This is a genomic window from Prevotella sp. 20925_1_30 (assembly GCF_041433025.1).
Classification (GTDB): Bacteria; Bacteroidota; Bacteroidia; order Bacteroidales; family Bacteroidaceae; genus Prevotella; species Prevotella vespertina.
Genome location: NZ_JAPWAR010000005.1, coordinates 107,638 through 122,765 on the forward strand (window position 1 = coordinate 107,638; position 15,128 = coordinate 122,765).

13 protein-coding genes and 5 tRNA genes are annotated in these 15,128 nt (G+C 40.2%); 13 read left to right on the forward strand and 5 right to left on the reverse strand.

Going from position 1 to position 15,128, the window contains the following annotated elements:
- Nucleotides 1-13: 13 nt before the first annotated feature.
- From O3603_RS03720 to O3603_RS03780, 13 genes are all read left to right on the forward strand, one after another.
- Nucleotides 14-1,204 (forward strand): aminotransferase class I/II-fold pyridoxal phosphate-dependent enzyme, encoded by a 1,191-nt coding sequence (locus O3603_RS03720; RefSeq protein WP_009435141.1) that lies wholly within the window; start codon nt 14-16, stop codon nt 1,202-1,204.
- Between the two features lie 1,183 nt (nt 1,205-2,387).
- Nucleotides 2,388-2,461 (forward strand) — tRNA-Pro (locus O3603_RS03725).
- 36 nt (nt 2,462-2,497) lie between these two features.
- A tRNA-Gly gene (locus O3603_RS03730) sits at nt 2,498-2,570 on the forward strand.
- Nucleotides 2,571-2,612: 42 nt separating this feature from the next.
- A tRNA-Leu gene (locus tag O3603_RS03735) sits at nt 2,613-2,694 on the forward strand.
- 30 nt (nt 2,695-2,724) lie between these two features.
- Nucleotides 2,725-2,808: transfer RNA gene (locus tag O3603_RS03740), tRNA-Leu, on the forward strand.
- Between the two features lie 36 nt (nt 2,809-2,844).
- Nucleotides 2,845-2,917 (forward strand) — tRNA-Gly (locus O3603_RS03745).
- A gap of 40 nt (nt 2,918-2,957) precedes the next feature.
- The gene (locus O3603_RS03750) at nt 2,958-3,497 is read left to right on the forward strand and encodes a hypothetical protein (protein WP_315441024.1); all 540 of its coding nucleotides are present in this window, start codon (nt 2,958-2,960) and stop codon (nt 3,495-3,497) included.
- A gap of 31 nt (nt 3,498-3,528) precedes the next feature.
- On the forward strand, nt 3,529-3,936 hold the full coding sequence (locus O3603_RS03755; protein WP_004383312.1) for a single-stranded DNA-binding protein: 408 nt from the start codon (nt 3,529-3,531) through the stop codon (nt 3,934-3,936).
- Nucleotides 3,936-5,255, forward strand: coding sequence for a gliding motility-associated protein GldE (gene gldE, locus O3603_RS03760; RefSeq protein WP_371520712.1), 1,320 nt, complete (start codon nt 3,936-3,938; stop codon nt 5,253-5,255). The genes O3603_RS03755 and gldE overlap by 1 nt, the downstream gene beginning before the upstream one ends.
- Nucleotides 5,239-5,742, forward strand: coding sequence for a 4'-phosphopantetheinyl transferase superfamily protein (locus O3603_RS03765; RefSeq protein WP_315441025.1), 504 nt, complete (start codon nt 5,239-5,241; stop codon nt 5,740-5,742). The genes gldE and O3603_RS03765 overlap by 17 nt, the downstream gene beginning before the upstream one ends.
- A gap of 171 nt (nt 5,743-5,913) precedes the next feature.
- Nucleotides 5,914-7,059, forward strand: a complete 1,146-nt coding sequence (locus O3603_RS03770) for a replication initiation protein (RefSeq protein WP_314868516.1) — start codon at nt 5,914-5,916, stop codon at nt 7,057-7,059.
- 121 nt (nt 7,060-7,180) lie between these two features.
- Nucleotides 7,181-8,167: a hypothetical protein gene (locus O3603_RS03775; RefSeq protein ID WP_371520715.1), complete on the forward strand. Its 987-nt coding sequence runs from the start codon at nt 7,181-7,183 to the stop codon at nt 8,165-8,167.
- 12 nt (nt 8,168-8,179) lie between these two features.
- The gene (locus O3603_RS03780; protein ID WP_371520718.1) at nt 8,180-8,881 is read left to right on the forward strand and encodes a hypothetical protein; all 702 of its coding nucleotides are present in this window, start codon (nt 8,180-8,182) and stop codon (nt 8,879-8,881) included.
- 183 nt (nt 8,882-9,064) lie between these two features.
- Here the strand turns inward: O3603_RS03780 and serB are convergent, their stop codons facing one another.
- The 5 genes from serB to O3603_RS03805 form a co-directional block, all read right to left on the reverse strand.
- Complete coding sequence (gene serB, locus O3603_RS03785; RefSeq protein WP_009435236.1) at nt 9,065-10,312, reverse strand: phosphoserine phosphatase SerB; 1,248 nt, start codon at nt 10,310-10,312, stop codon at nt 9,065-9,067.
- Nucleotides 10,313-10,928: 616 nt separating this feature from the next.
- A complete protein-coding gene (gene sucD, locus O3603_RS03790) occupies nt 10,929-11,801 on the reverse strand; it encodes a succinate--CoA ligase subunit alpha (protein ID WP_009435237.1) in 873 nt (290 codons plus the stop codon).
- 10 nt (nt 11,802-11,811) lie between these two features.
- Nucleotides 11,812-12,951, reverse strand: a complete 1,140-nt coding sequence (sucC, locus tag O3603_RS03795) for an ADP-forming succinate--CoA ligase subunit beta (protein WP_371520722.1) — start codon at nt 12,949-12,951, stop codon at nt 11,812-11,814.
- A gap of 60 nt (nt 12,952-13,011) precedes the next feature.
- The gene (buk, locus tag O3603_RS03800) at nt 13,012-14,076 is read right to left on the reverse strand and encodes a butyrate kinase (protein WP_311453656.1); all 1,065 of its coding nucleotides are present in this window, start codon (nt 14,074-14,076) and stop codon (nt 13,012-13,014) included.
- Nucleotides 14,077-14,113: 37 nt separating this feature from the next.
- Nucleotides 14,114-15,025, reverse strand: coding sequence for a phosphate acyltransferase (locus O3603_RS03805; RefSeq protein ID WP_371520725.1), 912 nt, complete (start codon nt 15,023-15,025; stop codon nt 14,114-14,116).
- Between the last annotated feature and the right edge of the window lie 103 nt (nt 15,026-15,128).

The following is a 15,128-nucleotide window of genomic DNA, read 5'->3' on the forward strand; positions in this document are numbered from 1 at the left end:
CATATTAAATATAATGGGACAGTTACAAGATAAGTACAAAAGTTACCGTGATCCGCAGAAGTTTATAGAAGCAGGAGTTTATCCTTATTTCCGCGAGATTACGAGTAAGCAAGGAACAGAAGTTACAGATATCGATGGAAACGAGATTCTCATGTTTGGCTCTAATGCCTATACGGGTCTGCCAAATGATCAGCGTGTTATAGACGCAGCACATCGTGCTTTAGACAAGTATGGTACAGGGTGTGCAGGTAGTCGTTTCTTGAATGGAACGTTGGATCTTCATGTTCAATTAGAGAAAGAACTTGCAGCTTTTGAAGGAAAGGATGAAGCTCTTGTTTTCTCTACTGGTTTCTCAGTCAATGCTGGCGTTCTAGCAATGGTTGTTGGGCGTGGTGATTATATTATTTGTGACGATCGTGATCATGCTAGTATTGTTGATGGTCGTCGTTTGAGTTTCGCAACTCAACTTCACTATAAGCATAATGATATGGTGGATTTGGAGCGTGTTCTCCAGAAACTTCCGCATGAGGCTGTGAAACTTATCGTTGTAGATGGTGTCTTCTCAATGGAAGGTGATTTAGCTAATCTACCAGAGATTGTGAAACTGAAGCATAAATACAACTGCTCTATTATGGTTGATGAGGCACATGGTTTAGGTGTGTTTGGTCGTCAGGGTAGGGGCGTTTGTGATCATTTCCATGTAACAGATGAAGTCGATTTGATCATGGGAACGTTCTCAAAGAGTCTTGCATCAATAGGTGGTTTTATTGCAGGAGACAAGGATACAATCAATTATCTTCGTCATACATGTCGTACGTACATCTTCTCTGCAAGTAATACACCTTCAGCTACAGCTGCGGCTTTAGAGGCTCTTCATATCTTAGAAAATGAACCAGAGCGTATAGAACATTTATGGAAAGTTACAAACTATGCTTTGAAGCGTTTCAAGGAGGAGGGTTTCGAGATTGGTGAGACAGAGAGTCCGATCATTCCACTTTATGTTCGTGATATACAGAAGACTTTTATTGTAACGAAGTTGGCATATGAGGCAGGTGTGTTTATCAACCCTGTTATTCCTCCTGCTTGTGCACCTCAAGATACACTTGTTCGTTTTGCTTTGATGGCTACTCATACAGAGGAGCAGGTTGAGCGTGGCGTACAGGCGTTGAAGAAGATTTTTAAAGAAGAAGGTATCATTAAGTAGAAGTTTCTTCTAATTGATATTTTCGTCACTGAAATAGAGGAGAAGGTTGTGTGTTATTACGCAATCTTCTTTTTTTATTTTTTTTCTATGTTCATTTTTTTGAAAACCAAGTTCTCCTAATCACATTAATCAGAATCTTTTGTAGTGCATTTGCTTTTGACTCTGACCTTGCTAACGCTAATTTCTGATCTTGCTAACGCTAATTTCTGACCTTGCTAAGGTTAATCTTTGAGTTTTCTAACGCTAATCTTTGACGCTAAGAACGCTTATCTCTAAGCATACGAGCACTAACTTCTGAAACTTTTTGGGGCAATCTCGCGATCTGCACTCCTCCCCTTTACTTCCCTTCGGTCAGTGACCGTTGGTTCGGGGAGGTCGGGTGGGGCTGTTGGTGAGGCTTTTTCTTTTCTGTTTGCAAAGGTAAGCAACTTTATTCAGAAAGCAATCGTTTTTTGGGGTACTGGAGTAACAAGTTCCGCAAATACCTTTGTAACTGTCTGTTTTACAGAGAGATATACAGAAGCCCCACCCGACCTCCCCGAAAGGAGGGGAGTGCCTATGCGCACACGAGGGGTAAGGGCTGGGCTCTTTATCTGATAGTTTTCTGCAAAATACTTGCGAACTTGCGCTCCCCTCCTTTCGGAGGGGTCGGGGGAGGCTTTTTTATTCCCAATCACACAATCACAATCACAAAATCACAAAAAGGATTTTCAATGTGTAAAAAGGGATTCTTATATAATATAATACCTTATTAATAAATAATAATATATAATGATACATTATTTACATAAAGAAAAAGCATAATACTACCATAATTGATTTTGTGATTTTGTGATTGTGATTTTGTGATTGACATGATTTTCATTTGTTTTCATTTTGATATTTCTTATTTGCTAAACTCTTTGTCGCAAAATACCCTTTAAAAGTAAATTTGAATTGAAATAATGCAGACGACGATGGAATGTAATTTTCTGTATTATTTTGTCCTATGTAGGTGTAGATTAATGTATAGTATTGTTTATCAGGTTTTTACATATATTCTTGGGATGTCAAAAGTTCTTTGTTTAAAAAATAAATGAACTTTTTGATAGAAAAATCGCAGAAACATTTGGTAGTTTCAAAAAAAAGTACTACCTTTGCACTCGCAATTCAGAAATACTGCTAATAATTCCTGGATATGCAACGGGGCGTAGCGCAGCCCGGTAGCGCTCCTGGTTTGGGACCAGGCGGCCGCAGGTTCGAATCCTGTCGCCCCGACAATCATCAATCTTTAGAGTAAGTAGATGTTTTATTGCGGCAATAGCTCAGTTGGTAGAGCACGACCTTGCCAAGGTCGGGGTCGCGAGTTCGAGTCTCGTTTGCCGCTCTTTGATATTCTGAAAGGCTTTTTAGTTATCTCAAAACTAATGCCCAGGTGGCGGAATTGGTAGACGCGCACGTTTCAGGTGCGTGTGTTTCACGACGTGCAGGTTCGAGTCCTGTTCTGGGCACGGAAGTTCTTTGAATATTATAGGCATATTGGAGAGGTGGCGGAATTGGTAGACGCGCTACTTTGAGGGGGTAGTGAAAATTGCTTCGTGGGAGTTCGAGTCTCCTCCTCTTCACATGCAGATTTTGGTAAGTAATTACTTACATTGTATGCGGCAATAGCTCAGTTGGTAGAGCACGACCTTGCCAAGGTCGGGGTCGCGAGTTCGAGTCTCGTTTGCCGCTCTTATTTGTTAGAAAGAGAAACATACATAACATTATCTTTATGAATTTATATTTACGGTATTTCGATAGTGAAGTATTAGTACATAATGTTGAAGAGGCGTTAGATTTTTTGAGTTCTATTCCTGATATTCAACTCACTCCAGAATTGGAAGATGATATTAGGAATTATGCAGCGAGTGATGTATTCTATCCTAAACGTTATAAGGTTCGTCCTCGTGTTTATTTTATCGTCATAAAGACAGAGGCTCCTAGTATGATGGATTTTAAACAGAAGAAAGCATTGCGTCCTAGCGTTGATAATATACAGCGTAAGGAGAATCCTGCAATTATGCATCTTAATGAAGAACGTGAGGGCTGGTATGAAGGTGAACTTGATTTCAAGCGTGTTGTTTTAATACCATCTACAGGTAAGCATGAATACAGGGACACGCATTTTGTTGTACAATGCAAGGCTGTTTCTGGCTGGGATTGTTATACACGTATGGTTGAATACTTGAAGGAGAGAGTTGACAATAGAAGTCAGTTCCCTTCAGCTAAAGGTAAGAACTTTAGATTTAAGTATTTGGGAATGTGGAAGTAAAGTCTTTCTCTTTCTTTTAGATTTGTGCTATATGAACAAAGTGATGTTAATTGGTAATGTTGGTCGTGAACCAGAAGTGCGCTATTATGATGCGGATCAATGTGTTGCTACCTTTACGTTAGCTACAACAGAGCGTGGATATGAGCTTCCTGGTGGAACGAAAGTTCCTGATCGTACTGATTGGCATAATATAGTACTATTTAAGAGCTTGGCAAAGTATGCCGAACAATACATTCATAAGGGCGACAAGCTATATGTTGAAGGACGTATAAGGAATCGTTCTTATGATGATAAAAAAGGGGTGCGTCGACAGGTTACAGAAATCTATGTGGATAATCTTGAATGGTTAAGTGCATCTCGAAAGATGGAAAATGCGTCAGAAGAGAAGAATAAAGATGCTGATAATTCCATCTCTGATAATAACAAATTACCTTTTTAATGGATAGTTTTCTATTAGATATATCTTCTTATATCACCGTTAATCCAATAAGTCCAAGTATACTTGTTTCTATCCTCTTGGCATTCTTTCTTATCCTTTTATCTGGCTTTGCTAGTGCGTCAGAGATAGCCTTTTTTAGTTTGTCTCCAGCAGATTTAGAGGCTATGGACCCAGATAAAAGCCCATTGGATATGTTGGTTCAGAAACTTCGTGATGATAGTGAGCGCACACTGGCAACTATTCTTATAACGAATAACCTTGTCAATGTGACCATCATCATGCTGTGTAATTACATTCTCATCAATTTGCTAACATTTAGTGCAGAATGGTTACAATTTCTCTGTGTTACGATTCTATTAACCTTCTTGTTGTTACTTTTTGGTGAGATTATTCCTAAAGTATATGGTAGTACGAATCCACTTGCCTTCTGTCGTAAGGCAGTGAAAGGGGTTATGTTCTTTCGTAAGTTATTTTGGCCGATAGAGACAATTCTTTTAAAGAGTGGTGCTTTCGCAGAGAAAGTCTTACAGAAAGAGAATAGGCAATTATCAATCGATGATTTGGAACAAGCACTGGAGCTTACCGATAAGAGTGACATCAAAGATGAGCAAAGTATGTTGCAGGGCATTATACGTTTTGGTGATGAGACCGCAAAGGAGGTGATGACTTCTCGCCAAGACATAATAGACCTTGATATACGCTGTTCTTATGAGGATGTGTTGAAGTGTATTGTTGATAACAACTACTCTCGTATCCCTGTTTATCAAGATAATAAAGACAATATCCGAGGTGTTCTTTACATCAAAGACTTGCTCCCTCATCTATCAAAGCCAGCTAACTTTAGATGGCAAAGCTTGATACGCCCCTCTTACTTTGTTCCTGAAACGAAGAAAATTGACGACCTTCTACGTGAGTTCCAAGAGAACAAAGTTCATATTGCAATCGTTGTGGATGAGTTTGGTGGAACCAGTGGTATAGTTACGCTCGAAGACATCTTAGAAGAGATAGTCGGGGAGATTAATGATGAGTACGATGAGGAAGAGCATAATTACACAAAATTAGACGCTAATAGTTATATCTTTGAAGGTAAAACCTTATTGAATGACTTTACCAAAATACTCAATCTTCCAGATGATGAGTTTGATGACGTAGAAGGTGACGCTGATTCACTCGCTGGTTTATTGTTGGAGATCAAAGGCGATTTCCCTGCTGTGCATGAGATTTTGAAGTATAAGCGATATACCTTTGAAGTGTTAGAGATAGATGAACGTCGTATTAGTAAAGTCAAGGTGATCATAGGTTGTGAGGATAACGCGTGACGTTTTTGATAAAATCACTATCGGTCTTTTGCCGATAGACAAAGGACGAAAGGCAGAGAAAGAAGGCGAGCAACGTCTTCTTTTTGCTATGTTGGGTTATGTTCCTGTTATCAATCATAATGAGGATGGTAAACCAACTATCGAGGGTTATCACATTAGTATATCTCACACCATTGGTTATGTTGCTATTATCCTTTCCACGGACTTTGAAGTAGGGATTGACATTGAGTATGTGTCCAATCGTGTGAGTCGTATCACCTCTCGTTACCTTCGCTCTGACGAGCCCTTCACCGATTTACGTTCCCAGCTTATAGCTTGGTGTGCAAAGGAAACCACCTATAAACTGTTTTCAGAAGAGCACTTAGCCCTTCAAGAGATGAAGGTAAACGTTGCCTTAGACCATGTTACTAACCTTAGAAGTAATATCGACATAAAGTTTGTAAGCGAAGTTACACATGATTATGTGTTAACTTATGCGTGGAAATAAGTAGCATCAAAGCAATCGTTTAACCTTTAAAGCTATTTGCGTTTAGCCTTAATCAATCGACTAATGATAAGTTATCATTTTCGCTGTTATTAGTTGATTGTTCAAAAAAAAACAGTATCTTTGTAACTTCAAGTCAATAAAAGATATAGAGCTAAGGCAAATTAAACAGATATGACTGATAAGATATCCAGCAAGAAGATAACTCGTAAGCGTGGAGCAAAAGCCCAAAAGGCACCACTAAAGAGTCGTACCATATCGAACGACCTCATCCCTATTGAAGAAGAGACATGGTTATTACAGCCAATTGCTGTGACAATGATGCGTCATGATTACTCGCTAATTCAAGTCCGCATCCTCGTTTCTATTGTTGAGAGTTTACAAGATATTTTGCATGGAATCTTGAAGAGTAAACGAGGCTTTCAGTTAGATTTGTTTCAGACAGATGAGCTTGATGAAGATGGAAGAATGCCGATTAAGTTGCCTTTCAAAGAATTAGGTGTTGACCCTAACCATTATCCTCAACTTCGCAATTCATTGAAGATGTTAGCTTCCATCCCTGTTGAGATACCTTATAAGACGAGTGAAGGGCGTAAGTACACGAAGGCAACTAACCTTTGTGATGTATATATTCCCGAAGACCGTTCCTATAATAAGTATGCAATTTTAAAGTTGGATCATACAGTAGCTGAACGTCTGGTTTCTTTAGATTTAGGTTATCATAAGTTTGGTAAGCAGATTGTCTTTGCTTGTAAGAATAGATACACACAGCGCATCTATATGTTTATCGAGTCATGGGCAGATAAGGGGCGTGCCGTCATTGCAACATTAGATTTCCGCAAGATGTTACGTCTTGAGAATAATTATAAAAAGTTCTCAGACTTCTGCCGTCGAGTACTCGATCCTGCCATGCAAGAGTTAAAGGAATTATCCGAGAAAGGTTCTTGTGATTGCTTCTTTGAGTATGACAAGAAGTATGATCATGGGCAACGTGGTGGCGAACCCGACCGTTTAATCTTTATCATCCATCGTACTAAGGACAAGATGAATGCGCAGTTAGAGAACATGATACAAGCACAACGTCGTCAGTTCCAGCAGTACCTTGTGCAGTATTTTAATTTTACTCCAGCGAACGCCCAACAGATGGCTGATCGTATAACTGCCGATAACTATCAAGAGGCTGTTCAGAAACTAATGAGCTTACGTGACCGCTTCTCTAAGACTGTCGTTCAAGATAAGGCTGCCTACACCTTTAAGAGTTTAGATGAATTATTAAGATCTAAAGAAATTCCTAATACAATCGTTGAGGAAGTAGAGTAATGCGACTATAGTATAGGAACATTCCCTTCGTAATTAGGAATTTACCTATTGTGTATTTAAACGTTATCAGCTATCTTTGTCATTGTAAAATAAAGGTAGTTATTAACTTAATATGATAGCAATGGATAGAAGATTTTTATATACAATAGCATTGGCGTTTACAAGTTTAAGTCTAACTTCTTGTGGCTCTCTATTCTCAGTAGGAATGGGTGTAGGTGGTCCTGTGGGAGCAGTTGGAAGTGTGTATGATGACTCTTATGGTCGTTATGATGATTACGGCGATAGTTATTATCGTCTCGGCTATGAAGAAGCTCGTCGACAAGCATTATTCTTATCTGATAAGATGGCTTATGAGTTACGTTTGAACGACGCTCAATATGCAGCTGTCTATGAGATTAACTTAGACTATTTACTGAACTTACAGGGAGGCAACTCTTTATATGGTAGTTACTGGGATCAACGAAACAGAGATTTATATTTTGTGTTGAATACTAACCAGTATAATTACTTTACAAGGGAAGACTACTTCTATCGTCCAGTTTATTGGAGTAACAACAATTACTATTACCGCGTTTATTCGCGTTATGGTGATCGCAATTACTTCTACCGTACATGTCCTTCGGAGTATTATTCTTATAGGGGTGGTCGTCCAAGTAGCTATTATCAAAGCCAGTTCGGTTCCCGTAGGGATCAAGCTCCAATGCCAAGCAGTACAAGGGTTTATCAAAATCCTTATCCAAATGATGGTTCCTGGAATGCGCCCAACTCACCTAGAACAGACAGCCAGCAAGGGAATCGCAGTTTTGGTAATGCTACTCGAGAGAACATGGATATGAACAATACGAGGAGTAGTACGCCAAATAATACTTACTCACGTCCAAACAATCAGTCGTTTGGAAACGCTAGACGTGAAGCGCCATCTCCTTCTTATTCTCCTTCGCAGAGTACACCTGTTTTCCCTCAACAGCCAAGCAATGAGAATAGAGCTTCATTTGGTAACGCACGTAGGATGGACTCACCGAGTCAACCTTCATTTGGAAGCCAATCACCTTCAAGCACAGGTGCTTCTAGTTCGTCAACTGGGAGTGTATTTGGAGGTCATAGATAAATTAAAGAATATATGAGAATAATGGACATTAACCGATCGAGAGTAGCCACTGCAATGGTCAGAGGCTACTTTCATTCTTTCTTCTCTGGACAGATAGATGCTTTATCATCCGACAAGAAGAAATTAGAACCACGAGAGTATAAGCAGTTGTTAGTTAATAACTTCGATAACCTGTCTTCACAATTTGTATCGGTACTATTCCCCGTTCTCATTCGTTTGAATTATGATGACTTTGATAAGGTGACTACTGATATGAAGCGTAGGCATTTCTCCTCTTCTACTTCTTCAAAGTTGCTCTTGCGCTATGCTTGTGGATCAAAGGAATTATACGACTTGGTGACTGCGGAATATCAGAAAAACGTCTTTGCTTTAATGGAAGGGCATTTGTTGACAAAGGAGGAGTTCTTTGCTTCTTGCCCTAGCTTGCAGGCTGACGATACAGTTCCTGTTTCTTTAGCCATTCGCTCTGTGGTGCGTGTACAGATGCAAGCGTATGTAACTGGCGTTACAAGTGCACAAGCATCTACGAACGACTTGCGACAAGCAACAATCTATCGTTTAATGCTCTCGGGCATAGAATCTTTGTTACATGACTCACCTATTCTTCTCGAGGAGGAGAATTTAGAAATGATGTTCCGCAAGGCTTCATTAAACTCTGAAAACTTCGAAAGATTAATGGATGAAATGACTATGGCTTACACGGAATTAGTGTAGACACCTGGCTATTTATGTGCGCATAAGTAGTCTGACTTCTGTAATCTTACTATAAGTTTACTCCTAGATATTGACATCCTCGTTTGCCCACTCAATTTAAAGAGCTTTGGACAAACGAGGATGTTTGTTTCTGTCGGTTTAACAAAAGAAAGATTGTCCTTCACTCAGAAGAAACTTCTTTGCTTAAAGCTTCCCTGCGTCTCCCAAGTAACTATCCTTGAATCCAAGAAAATACAATACACCATCAAGCCCGATAGTTGTTATATTTTGTTCGGCAGTAGCTTGCACACGTGGCTTTGCATGGTAAGCAATGCCCAATCCCGCTTCTGAAATCATGGGCAAGTCATTAGCACCATCGCCTACAGCAATCGTTTGTGCGAGATTGACTTTCTCAACTTGAGCCAGTAGCTTCAATAGTTCTGCCTTGCGTTTTCCGTCAACTATATCGCCGAGGTAACGCCCAGTTAACTTATTATGCTCATCTATTTCTAGTTCGTTTGCATAGACATAATCAATACCATATTTACGCTGTAAGAACTCACCAAAATAAGTAAATCCACCGCTGAGAATCGCTATTTTATAACCACATTGTTTCAGCACATTCATCAATCTGTCTACGCCTTCCGTAATTGGCATTGATTCTGCAATATCTTTCATTACGCCAGCATCTAATCCCTTCAATAGTGCTACACGTTCAGCGAAACTCTCTTTGAAATCAATCTCACCACGCATCGCACGTTCTGTGATCTCTGCCACTTGTTCGCCAACACCAGCTCGCTTTGCAAGTTCGTCAATACACTCGGTCTGAATAAGTGTCGAATCCATATCAAAGCAGATGAGTCTGCGCATACGACGATACATATCATCCTTCTGTAGAGAACAATCAATACCTTGTTCATGGCTCATTTGCATCAACTCTGCTTGTAAGCGTTGATAATCGGTAGGGGTTCCTCTAAGTGAAAACTCAATGCAGGCTCTGACGTGCAAGTAATGTTTCTTAATACTTTGCCGTCCAGTAAGGCGTCGTACAGCATCAATGTTAAAGCCATGCGCCGAGATGATTTGTGCCGTTGCTTGTATGTTCCTTGCCGACAACGATCGCCCAATAATAGTAAGGATGTATCTGTTCTTACCTTGTTGATTCACCCATTCCTCATACTCATCGTCACTGATTGATGCAAAACCAATGTTTACACCAATTTCTGTAGCTTTGAAGAGCAAGTCTTTCATCACCTGCCCTGAGCTTTGTTTGTCAATTCTGATGAGAATACCGAGTGATAGGGTGGAGTGAATATCCGCCTGACCAATATCTAAGATATGTGCGTCATATTGTGCAAGTATTTCCATGATAGACGCTGTTAGTCCCGGTCGGTCTTGCCCTGTTACCCTGATTAATATTTGTTCTTCTTGTGTGTTTGTCTTTTCTTCCATATCAAATCTTTGTTCATGCAAAAGTACTGTTTAATTATGACGTGAGCAAATGTTCTAGCAAACTACATTAGGATTATCTTCGGTTTACTCCCGTGTGCAGGATGATAGTCTGATTTTAAGTACTATCCACCTCTAAGTTTAAGTACATTTGAAGTCTAAGTTAAAGTACGCTTTACGTTTAACTTAAAGTATAAATCGACTTTAAGTTAACGTGAAAATTAACTCTAAATTGGAGGCTGTTTTATTCTATATTAAAAGTTTAATATTAACGACTATATAATTGATTATCAATTTATAATAGATAGTTTATACATGACAAACTATAAGTTTTGTTCAAGTTAAGGTTAATGTTTTATTGAGGCGAAAGTTACCCCTATGAAGTTCTACGACTTTTCTATAAAAGCAAGTATTGATTAGTACTTAATGTTTATGAAACTAATGAACAAATAAAGGTTGTGTCTTCATGTAGATATTGTCTAGAGTATTTCGATGACAGACTAAAAGTAAAGACAGACAGCCTCGTCTATTTATTAAAGCAAATGTGCTTCAGTTAGGCGAAAGCGTCTGTCCCTACTTATTGTATAAACGATTTATCTCTTTGTGAGATACCTCATCTTTACTTCTTCATCTGTTGCTTTAGTAGTGTTGGAATCTCACTTGTCTCACGTGCAACAGGAACTCCAACAGCCTCAAACGCAGCTATCTTTTCGCTTGCAGAGCCAGAGCCACTTGAAATTATAGCACCAGCATGCCCCATTTGTTTGCCCGGAGGAGCTTGTTGTCCAGAGATGAAGACAGCTACGGGTTTAGTTACATGCTCCTTTATAAACTTTGCGGCACGTTCTTCAGCGTCACCACCAATCTCACCAATGAGTGCAATGCTATCCGTCTCTGGGTCATCTTGGAACATCTGTAATAGTTCTTCAAAGTAAAGACCTACAACAGGGTCACCACCAACGCCAACGGCTGTTGATTGTCCGAGACCTGCTTGTGTGAGGTTATGCACTACCTCATAAGTTAAAGTACCGCTACGACTGATGACGCCAGTATGCCCTTTCTTAAAGATGTTCGTTGGCATAATACCAGCCATGCTCTCTTCTGGAGATATCAAGCCAGGGCAGTTAGGTCCGATAACCTTTACACCATGAACTTTAGCATAATGCTGTGCAGCTACAGCGTCGAGTGTTGGTACACCTTCAGTAATACAGATAACAAGTTGAATGCCGCCATCAATAGCTTCTAGCATAGCATCCTTAGCGAAAGGTGCAGGAACAAAGATAATAGAAGTGTTTGCTTGTGTTGCAGCCACCGCATCTTTCACCGTGTTGAAAACAGGGATACCACAGACTTCTTGTCCTGCCTTGCCAGGAGAGGTACCACCCACAACATTGGTTCCATACTCTTTCATCTTTGATGCGTGAAAACTACCATCACGACCAGTTATACCTTGTACAATTAGTCTTGTATTTTTGTTGATCAGAATACTCATAATATCTTATTTAAAGTTGTTTACTTAGTTCAACTGCCTTATGTCCAGCATCTGCCATAGAGGTGGCAACATTGAAGTAGGTTCCTTCTAATATTGCCCTTCCTTCCGCCTCGTTGGTACCAGTGAGACGGATGACAATAGGAATGTCGGTCTGAATAACCTTGAATGCTTCAAGCAAGCCCTTAGCAACATCATCGCAACGTGTAATTCCACCAAAGATGTTAATGAGAACAACCTTTACATGCTTGTCGGCTAATAAGAGCTTCATGGCTTCAACAATCTTCTCGGGGTTAGAGCTACCACCAATATCAAGGAAGTTAGCTGGTTCGCCACCATAGAGTTTAATCATATCCATCGTAGCCATTGCAAGACCAGCACCATTAACCATACAACCGATTGAGCCTCCAAGGTTAACGTAACTGAATCCCTTATCCTTAGCCTCACGCTCTTTCTTTTCCTCTGCTGTAGGCTCGAAGAGTTCTGCTATATCAGGATGGCGGAAGAGAGCATTATCATCAAAGGTCATCTTTGCGTCGATGGCTTTTAGTGTACCTTCCTGTGTCATCACGAGAGGATTTATCTCTGCAAGTGAGGCATCCTTTTCGACGAAGAGTTTATAAAGGTTCTTGAAGATAGGCACCGCTTGTTTCACTTGTGCCATATCATCGAATAACTTGAACGCTGCTTCACGTGCGAGGAAGTCGGACATACCAATAGTTGGATCAATGACAATCTTCTCAATCTTCTCTGGTGTCTCTTTTGCCACTTGCTCGATATCCATACCACCGGCACGACTCAACATCAACATAGGGCACTTCGACTTGCGATCAACAAGAATACTCATGTAGTACTCTGATGCAATGTTGACAGCTTCGCTAACTAGGACACGATCAACAGTGAACCCTTTAATATCCATGCCTAAGATTGCTTCTGCATGTTGGCGAATCTCTTCTTCACTACTTCCAAGTTTAACACCACCGGCCTTACCACGACCGCCCGTGTGTACTTGTGCTTTTACGACCGCTTTTGCTAAACCTAATTGTTTATACGCAGCAACAGCCTCATCCGGTGTTCGACAAACGATGTTGCGATCTACCGGTAGTCCATAAGATGCAAAGATACTCTTTGCTTGGTATTCATGTACCTTCATAAGATTTGTTTTTAATTATAAACTATAGTTTAGGTGTTTTGTAAATCAATTGAATGTGAATCAATAGTCTTTAGCTACTCTTTCTCCACGTAAGACTGCCAAGGCGTTCTCTGTTAATGCGAGCATCTCATCTTGACCAGGATAAACATGCACTGGAGCAAGATATTCTATTCGACGTTTAAGGCGGTCGATGATGTAATCGCTCTTTGCCATTCCACCCGTGAGAAGGATGGCATCAACTTTACCATATAGAACAGCCCCTTCTGCGGCTATGTTCTTCGCAACATGCCATATCATAGCTGATACGATTAACTCTGCATGTTTATCGCCAGCCTTTATCCAGTTCATGACCTCTCTTAGGTCATTTGTACCAAGATGTGCGATTAAACCAGCCTGTCCACTGACTCTGCCTAGTAATTGGCTCTCAGTGTACTTACCACTAAAACAAAGGCGTATTAAGTCGGCTGCTGGGAGGCTACCCGCACGTTCGGGTGAGAAAGGACCTTCACCATCAAGGGCATTATTAGCATCGATTGCTCGACCATGATTGTGGGCAGCAATTGAGATTCCACCACCAAGATGACAGATGATAAGGTTGAGCTTCTCGTATTTAGTACCTATATCTTTGGCGTATCGTCTACCAATGGCTTTCTGATTCAAAGCGTGCCAGATACATGCACGAGGCATTAGAGGAGAACCAGAGATACGGGCTTCTGGCTCTAGTTCGTCAACTACACCAGGGTCGGCAACAAAACTTCTGCAACCAGGGATGTCACGTGCAATCTCGTCAGCAATCATACAACCTAAGTCACAGGCATGCTGGTGAATAGCTTGTTGCTGGTCAAGTATCATTTCTTCCGTGATGGTAAATACGCCACTTGATACGGGCTTAGCTAAGCCGCCTCGTCCGATAACAGCATCAAAGTCAAGAGGGATATTGCGTTTCTTTAATTCTTCAATAACAAGTTGCTTTCGAAAGTGAAATTGATCTGTAATCTTCTTGAAAGTACTTAGTTCTTCTCTTGAATGAGGTATGTCTGCAACAAAGACAGGTTCATCGTCATTCGCTAAAGAGATTTTGGTTGAGGTTGAGCCTGGGTTAATAGCTAGGATCTTGTATGCCATAATGTTTTAATTGGTTATATTGGGAAGGGTAATAACCTTATTTTACTATGAGACTTGCAAGTGCAAGACTATATAACTTGGAGTTAATAGTATCGCCTCTGCTGGGGAGAACTACAGGTGCCATTGTTCCTTGAAGTACACCTGCAACTTCTGCATGACAGAAGAGCGTGATAGTTTTATAGAATAGATTGCCCGACTCTATATTGGGGAAGATAAGTGCGTCAGCCTCTCCGTTGATAGGTGAGTTGATTTGTTTAATCTCCATTGCTTCCTTAGAGCATGAAGTCTTTAAATCTAAGGGTCCATCTATCTCACACTTACCGAAAACTCCTGCTTTCGCATCTTCTTTTAATGTTAGATAATTTGCTGTATGAGGGAAGTGTTTGGTGTCGACCTTCTCGGAGCAATGTATTAGAGAAATCTTAGGACAAGTGATGTTGAAAGCATGGCAAAAGTCAACAAGATATTGTACTTGAGCTTTACGCTGTTCATCAGTAGGATAAGGAATCACAGCTGCATCAGTAAAGAATATTAGTTTGTTATACTCTGCTAATTTAGCAACAGCAATATGGGTTAAGACCGCCCCTTTAGGTAATATACCTAGTTGCTTATCTAATATAGCGCGTAGCAGAACATCCGTATTGACAAAACCTTTCATTATTATATCGGCTTGCTTCTCTCGGATAAGTGCCACAGCCTTACGTGATGCCTCTTCAGGAGAGTCTACAATAATAGTTTCAAAGCCTTCCTTTTGTGTAAAAGTGTTCCGTGTAGTTTCAGAGCATATCAATATGGGCTTTATAAAACCTTCGTGGGCAGCTAATGAGACTGCTTCTTGTGTGTGGCTCTCTTCTGGCCATACAACAACTGCACGCTTACAAATATGTTTCTCTTTGAGCAGACTTATTAGTTGTTTAAAGTCTTTGATACTTCTTTCTTTTTCTGGCATGTTCTGTTGATTTTTAAGTAGTAGTATGATAACGCAACAAAGATACTATTTTGTTTTGATATATAGATTCATTTTAAGGAAAAAACTGATTAAAATTCTTTTA

Bases quoted from the DNA above. Each gene is read 5' to 3' on its own strand.
- O3603_RS03755 (WP_004383312.1), top strand. From the start codon at position 3,529: ATGAACAAAGTGATGTTAATTGGTAATGTTGGTCGTGAACCAGAAGTG.
- O3603_RS03780 (WP_371520718.1), top strand. From the start codon at position 8,180: ATGAGAATAATGGACATTAACCGATCGAGAGTAGCCACTGCAATGGTC.
- sucC (WP_371520722.1), bottom strand. From the start codon at position 12,951: ATGAAGGTACATGAATACCAAGCAAAGAGTATCTTTGCATCTTATGGA.
- gldE (WP_371520712.1), top strand. From the start codon at position 3,936: ATGGATAGTTTTCTATTAGATATATCTTCTTATATCACCGTTAATCCA.
- sucD (WP_009435237.1), bottom strand. From the start codon at position 11,801: ATGAGTATTCTGATCAACAAAAATACAAGACTAATTGTACAAGGTATA.
- O3603_RS03775 (WP_371520715.1), top strand. From the start codon at position 7,181: ATGGATAGAAGATTTTTATATACAATAGCATTGGCGTTTACAAGTTTA.
- O3603_RS03750 (WP_315441024.1), top strand. From the start codon at position 2,958: ATGAATTTATATTTACGGTATTTCGATAGTGAAGTATTAGTACATAAT.
- O3603_RS03770 (WP_314868516.1), top strand. From the start codon at position 5,914: ATGACTGATAAGATATCCAGCAAGAAGATAACTCGTAAGCGTGGAGCA.
- buk (WP_311453656.1), bottom strand. From the start codon at position 14,076: ATGGCATACAAGATCCTAGCTATTAACCCAGGCTCAACCTCAACCAAA.
- O3603_RS03805 (WP_371520725.1), bottom strand. From the start codon at position 15,025: ATGCCAGAAAAAGAAAGAAGTATCAAAGACTTTAAACAACTAATAAGT.
- O3603_RS03720 (WP_009435141.1), top strand. From the start codon at position 14: ATGGGACAGTTACAAGATAAGTACAAAAGTTACCGTGATCCGCAGAAG.
- serB (WP_009435236.1), bottom strand. From the start codon at position 10,312: ATGGAAGAAAAGACAAACACACAAGAAGAACAAATATTAATCAGGGTA.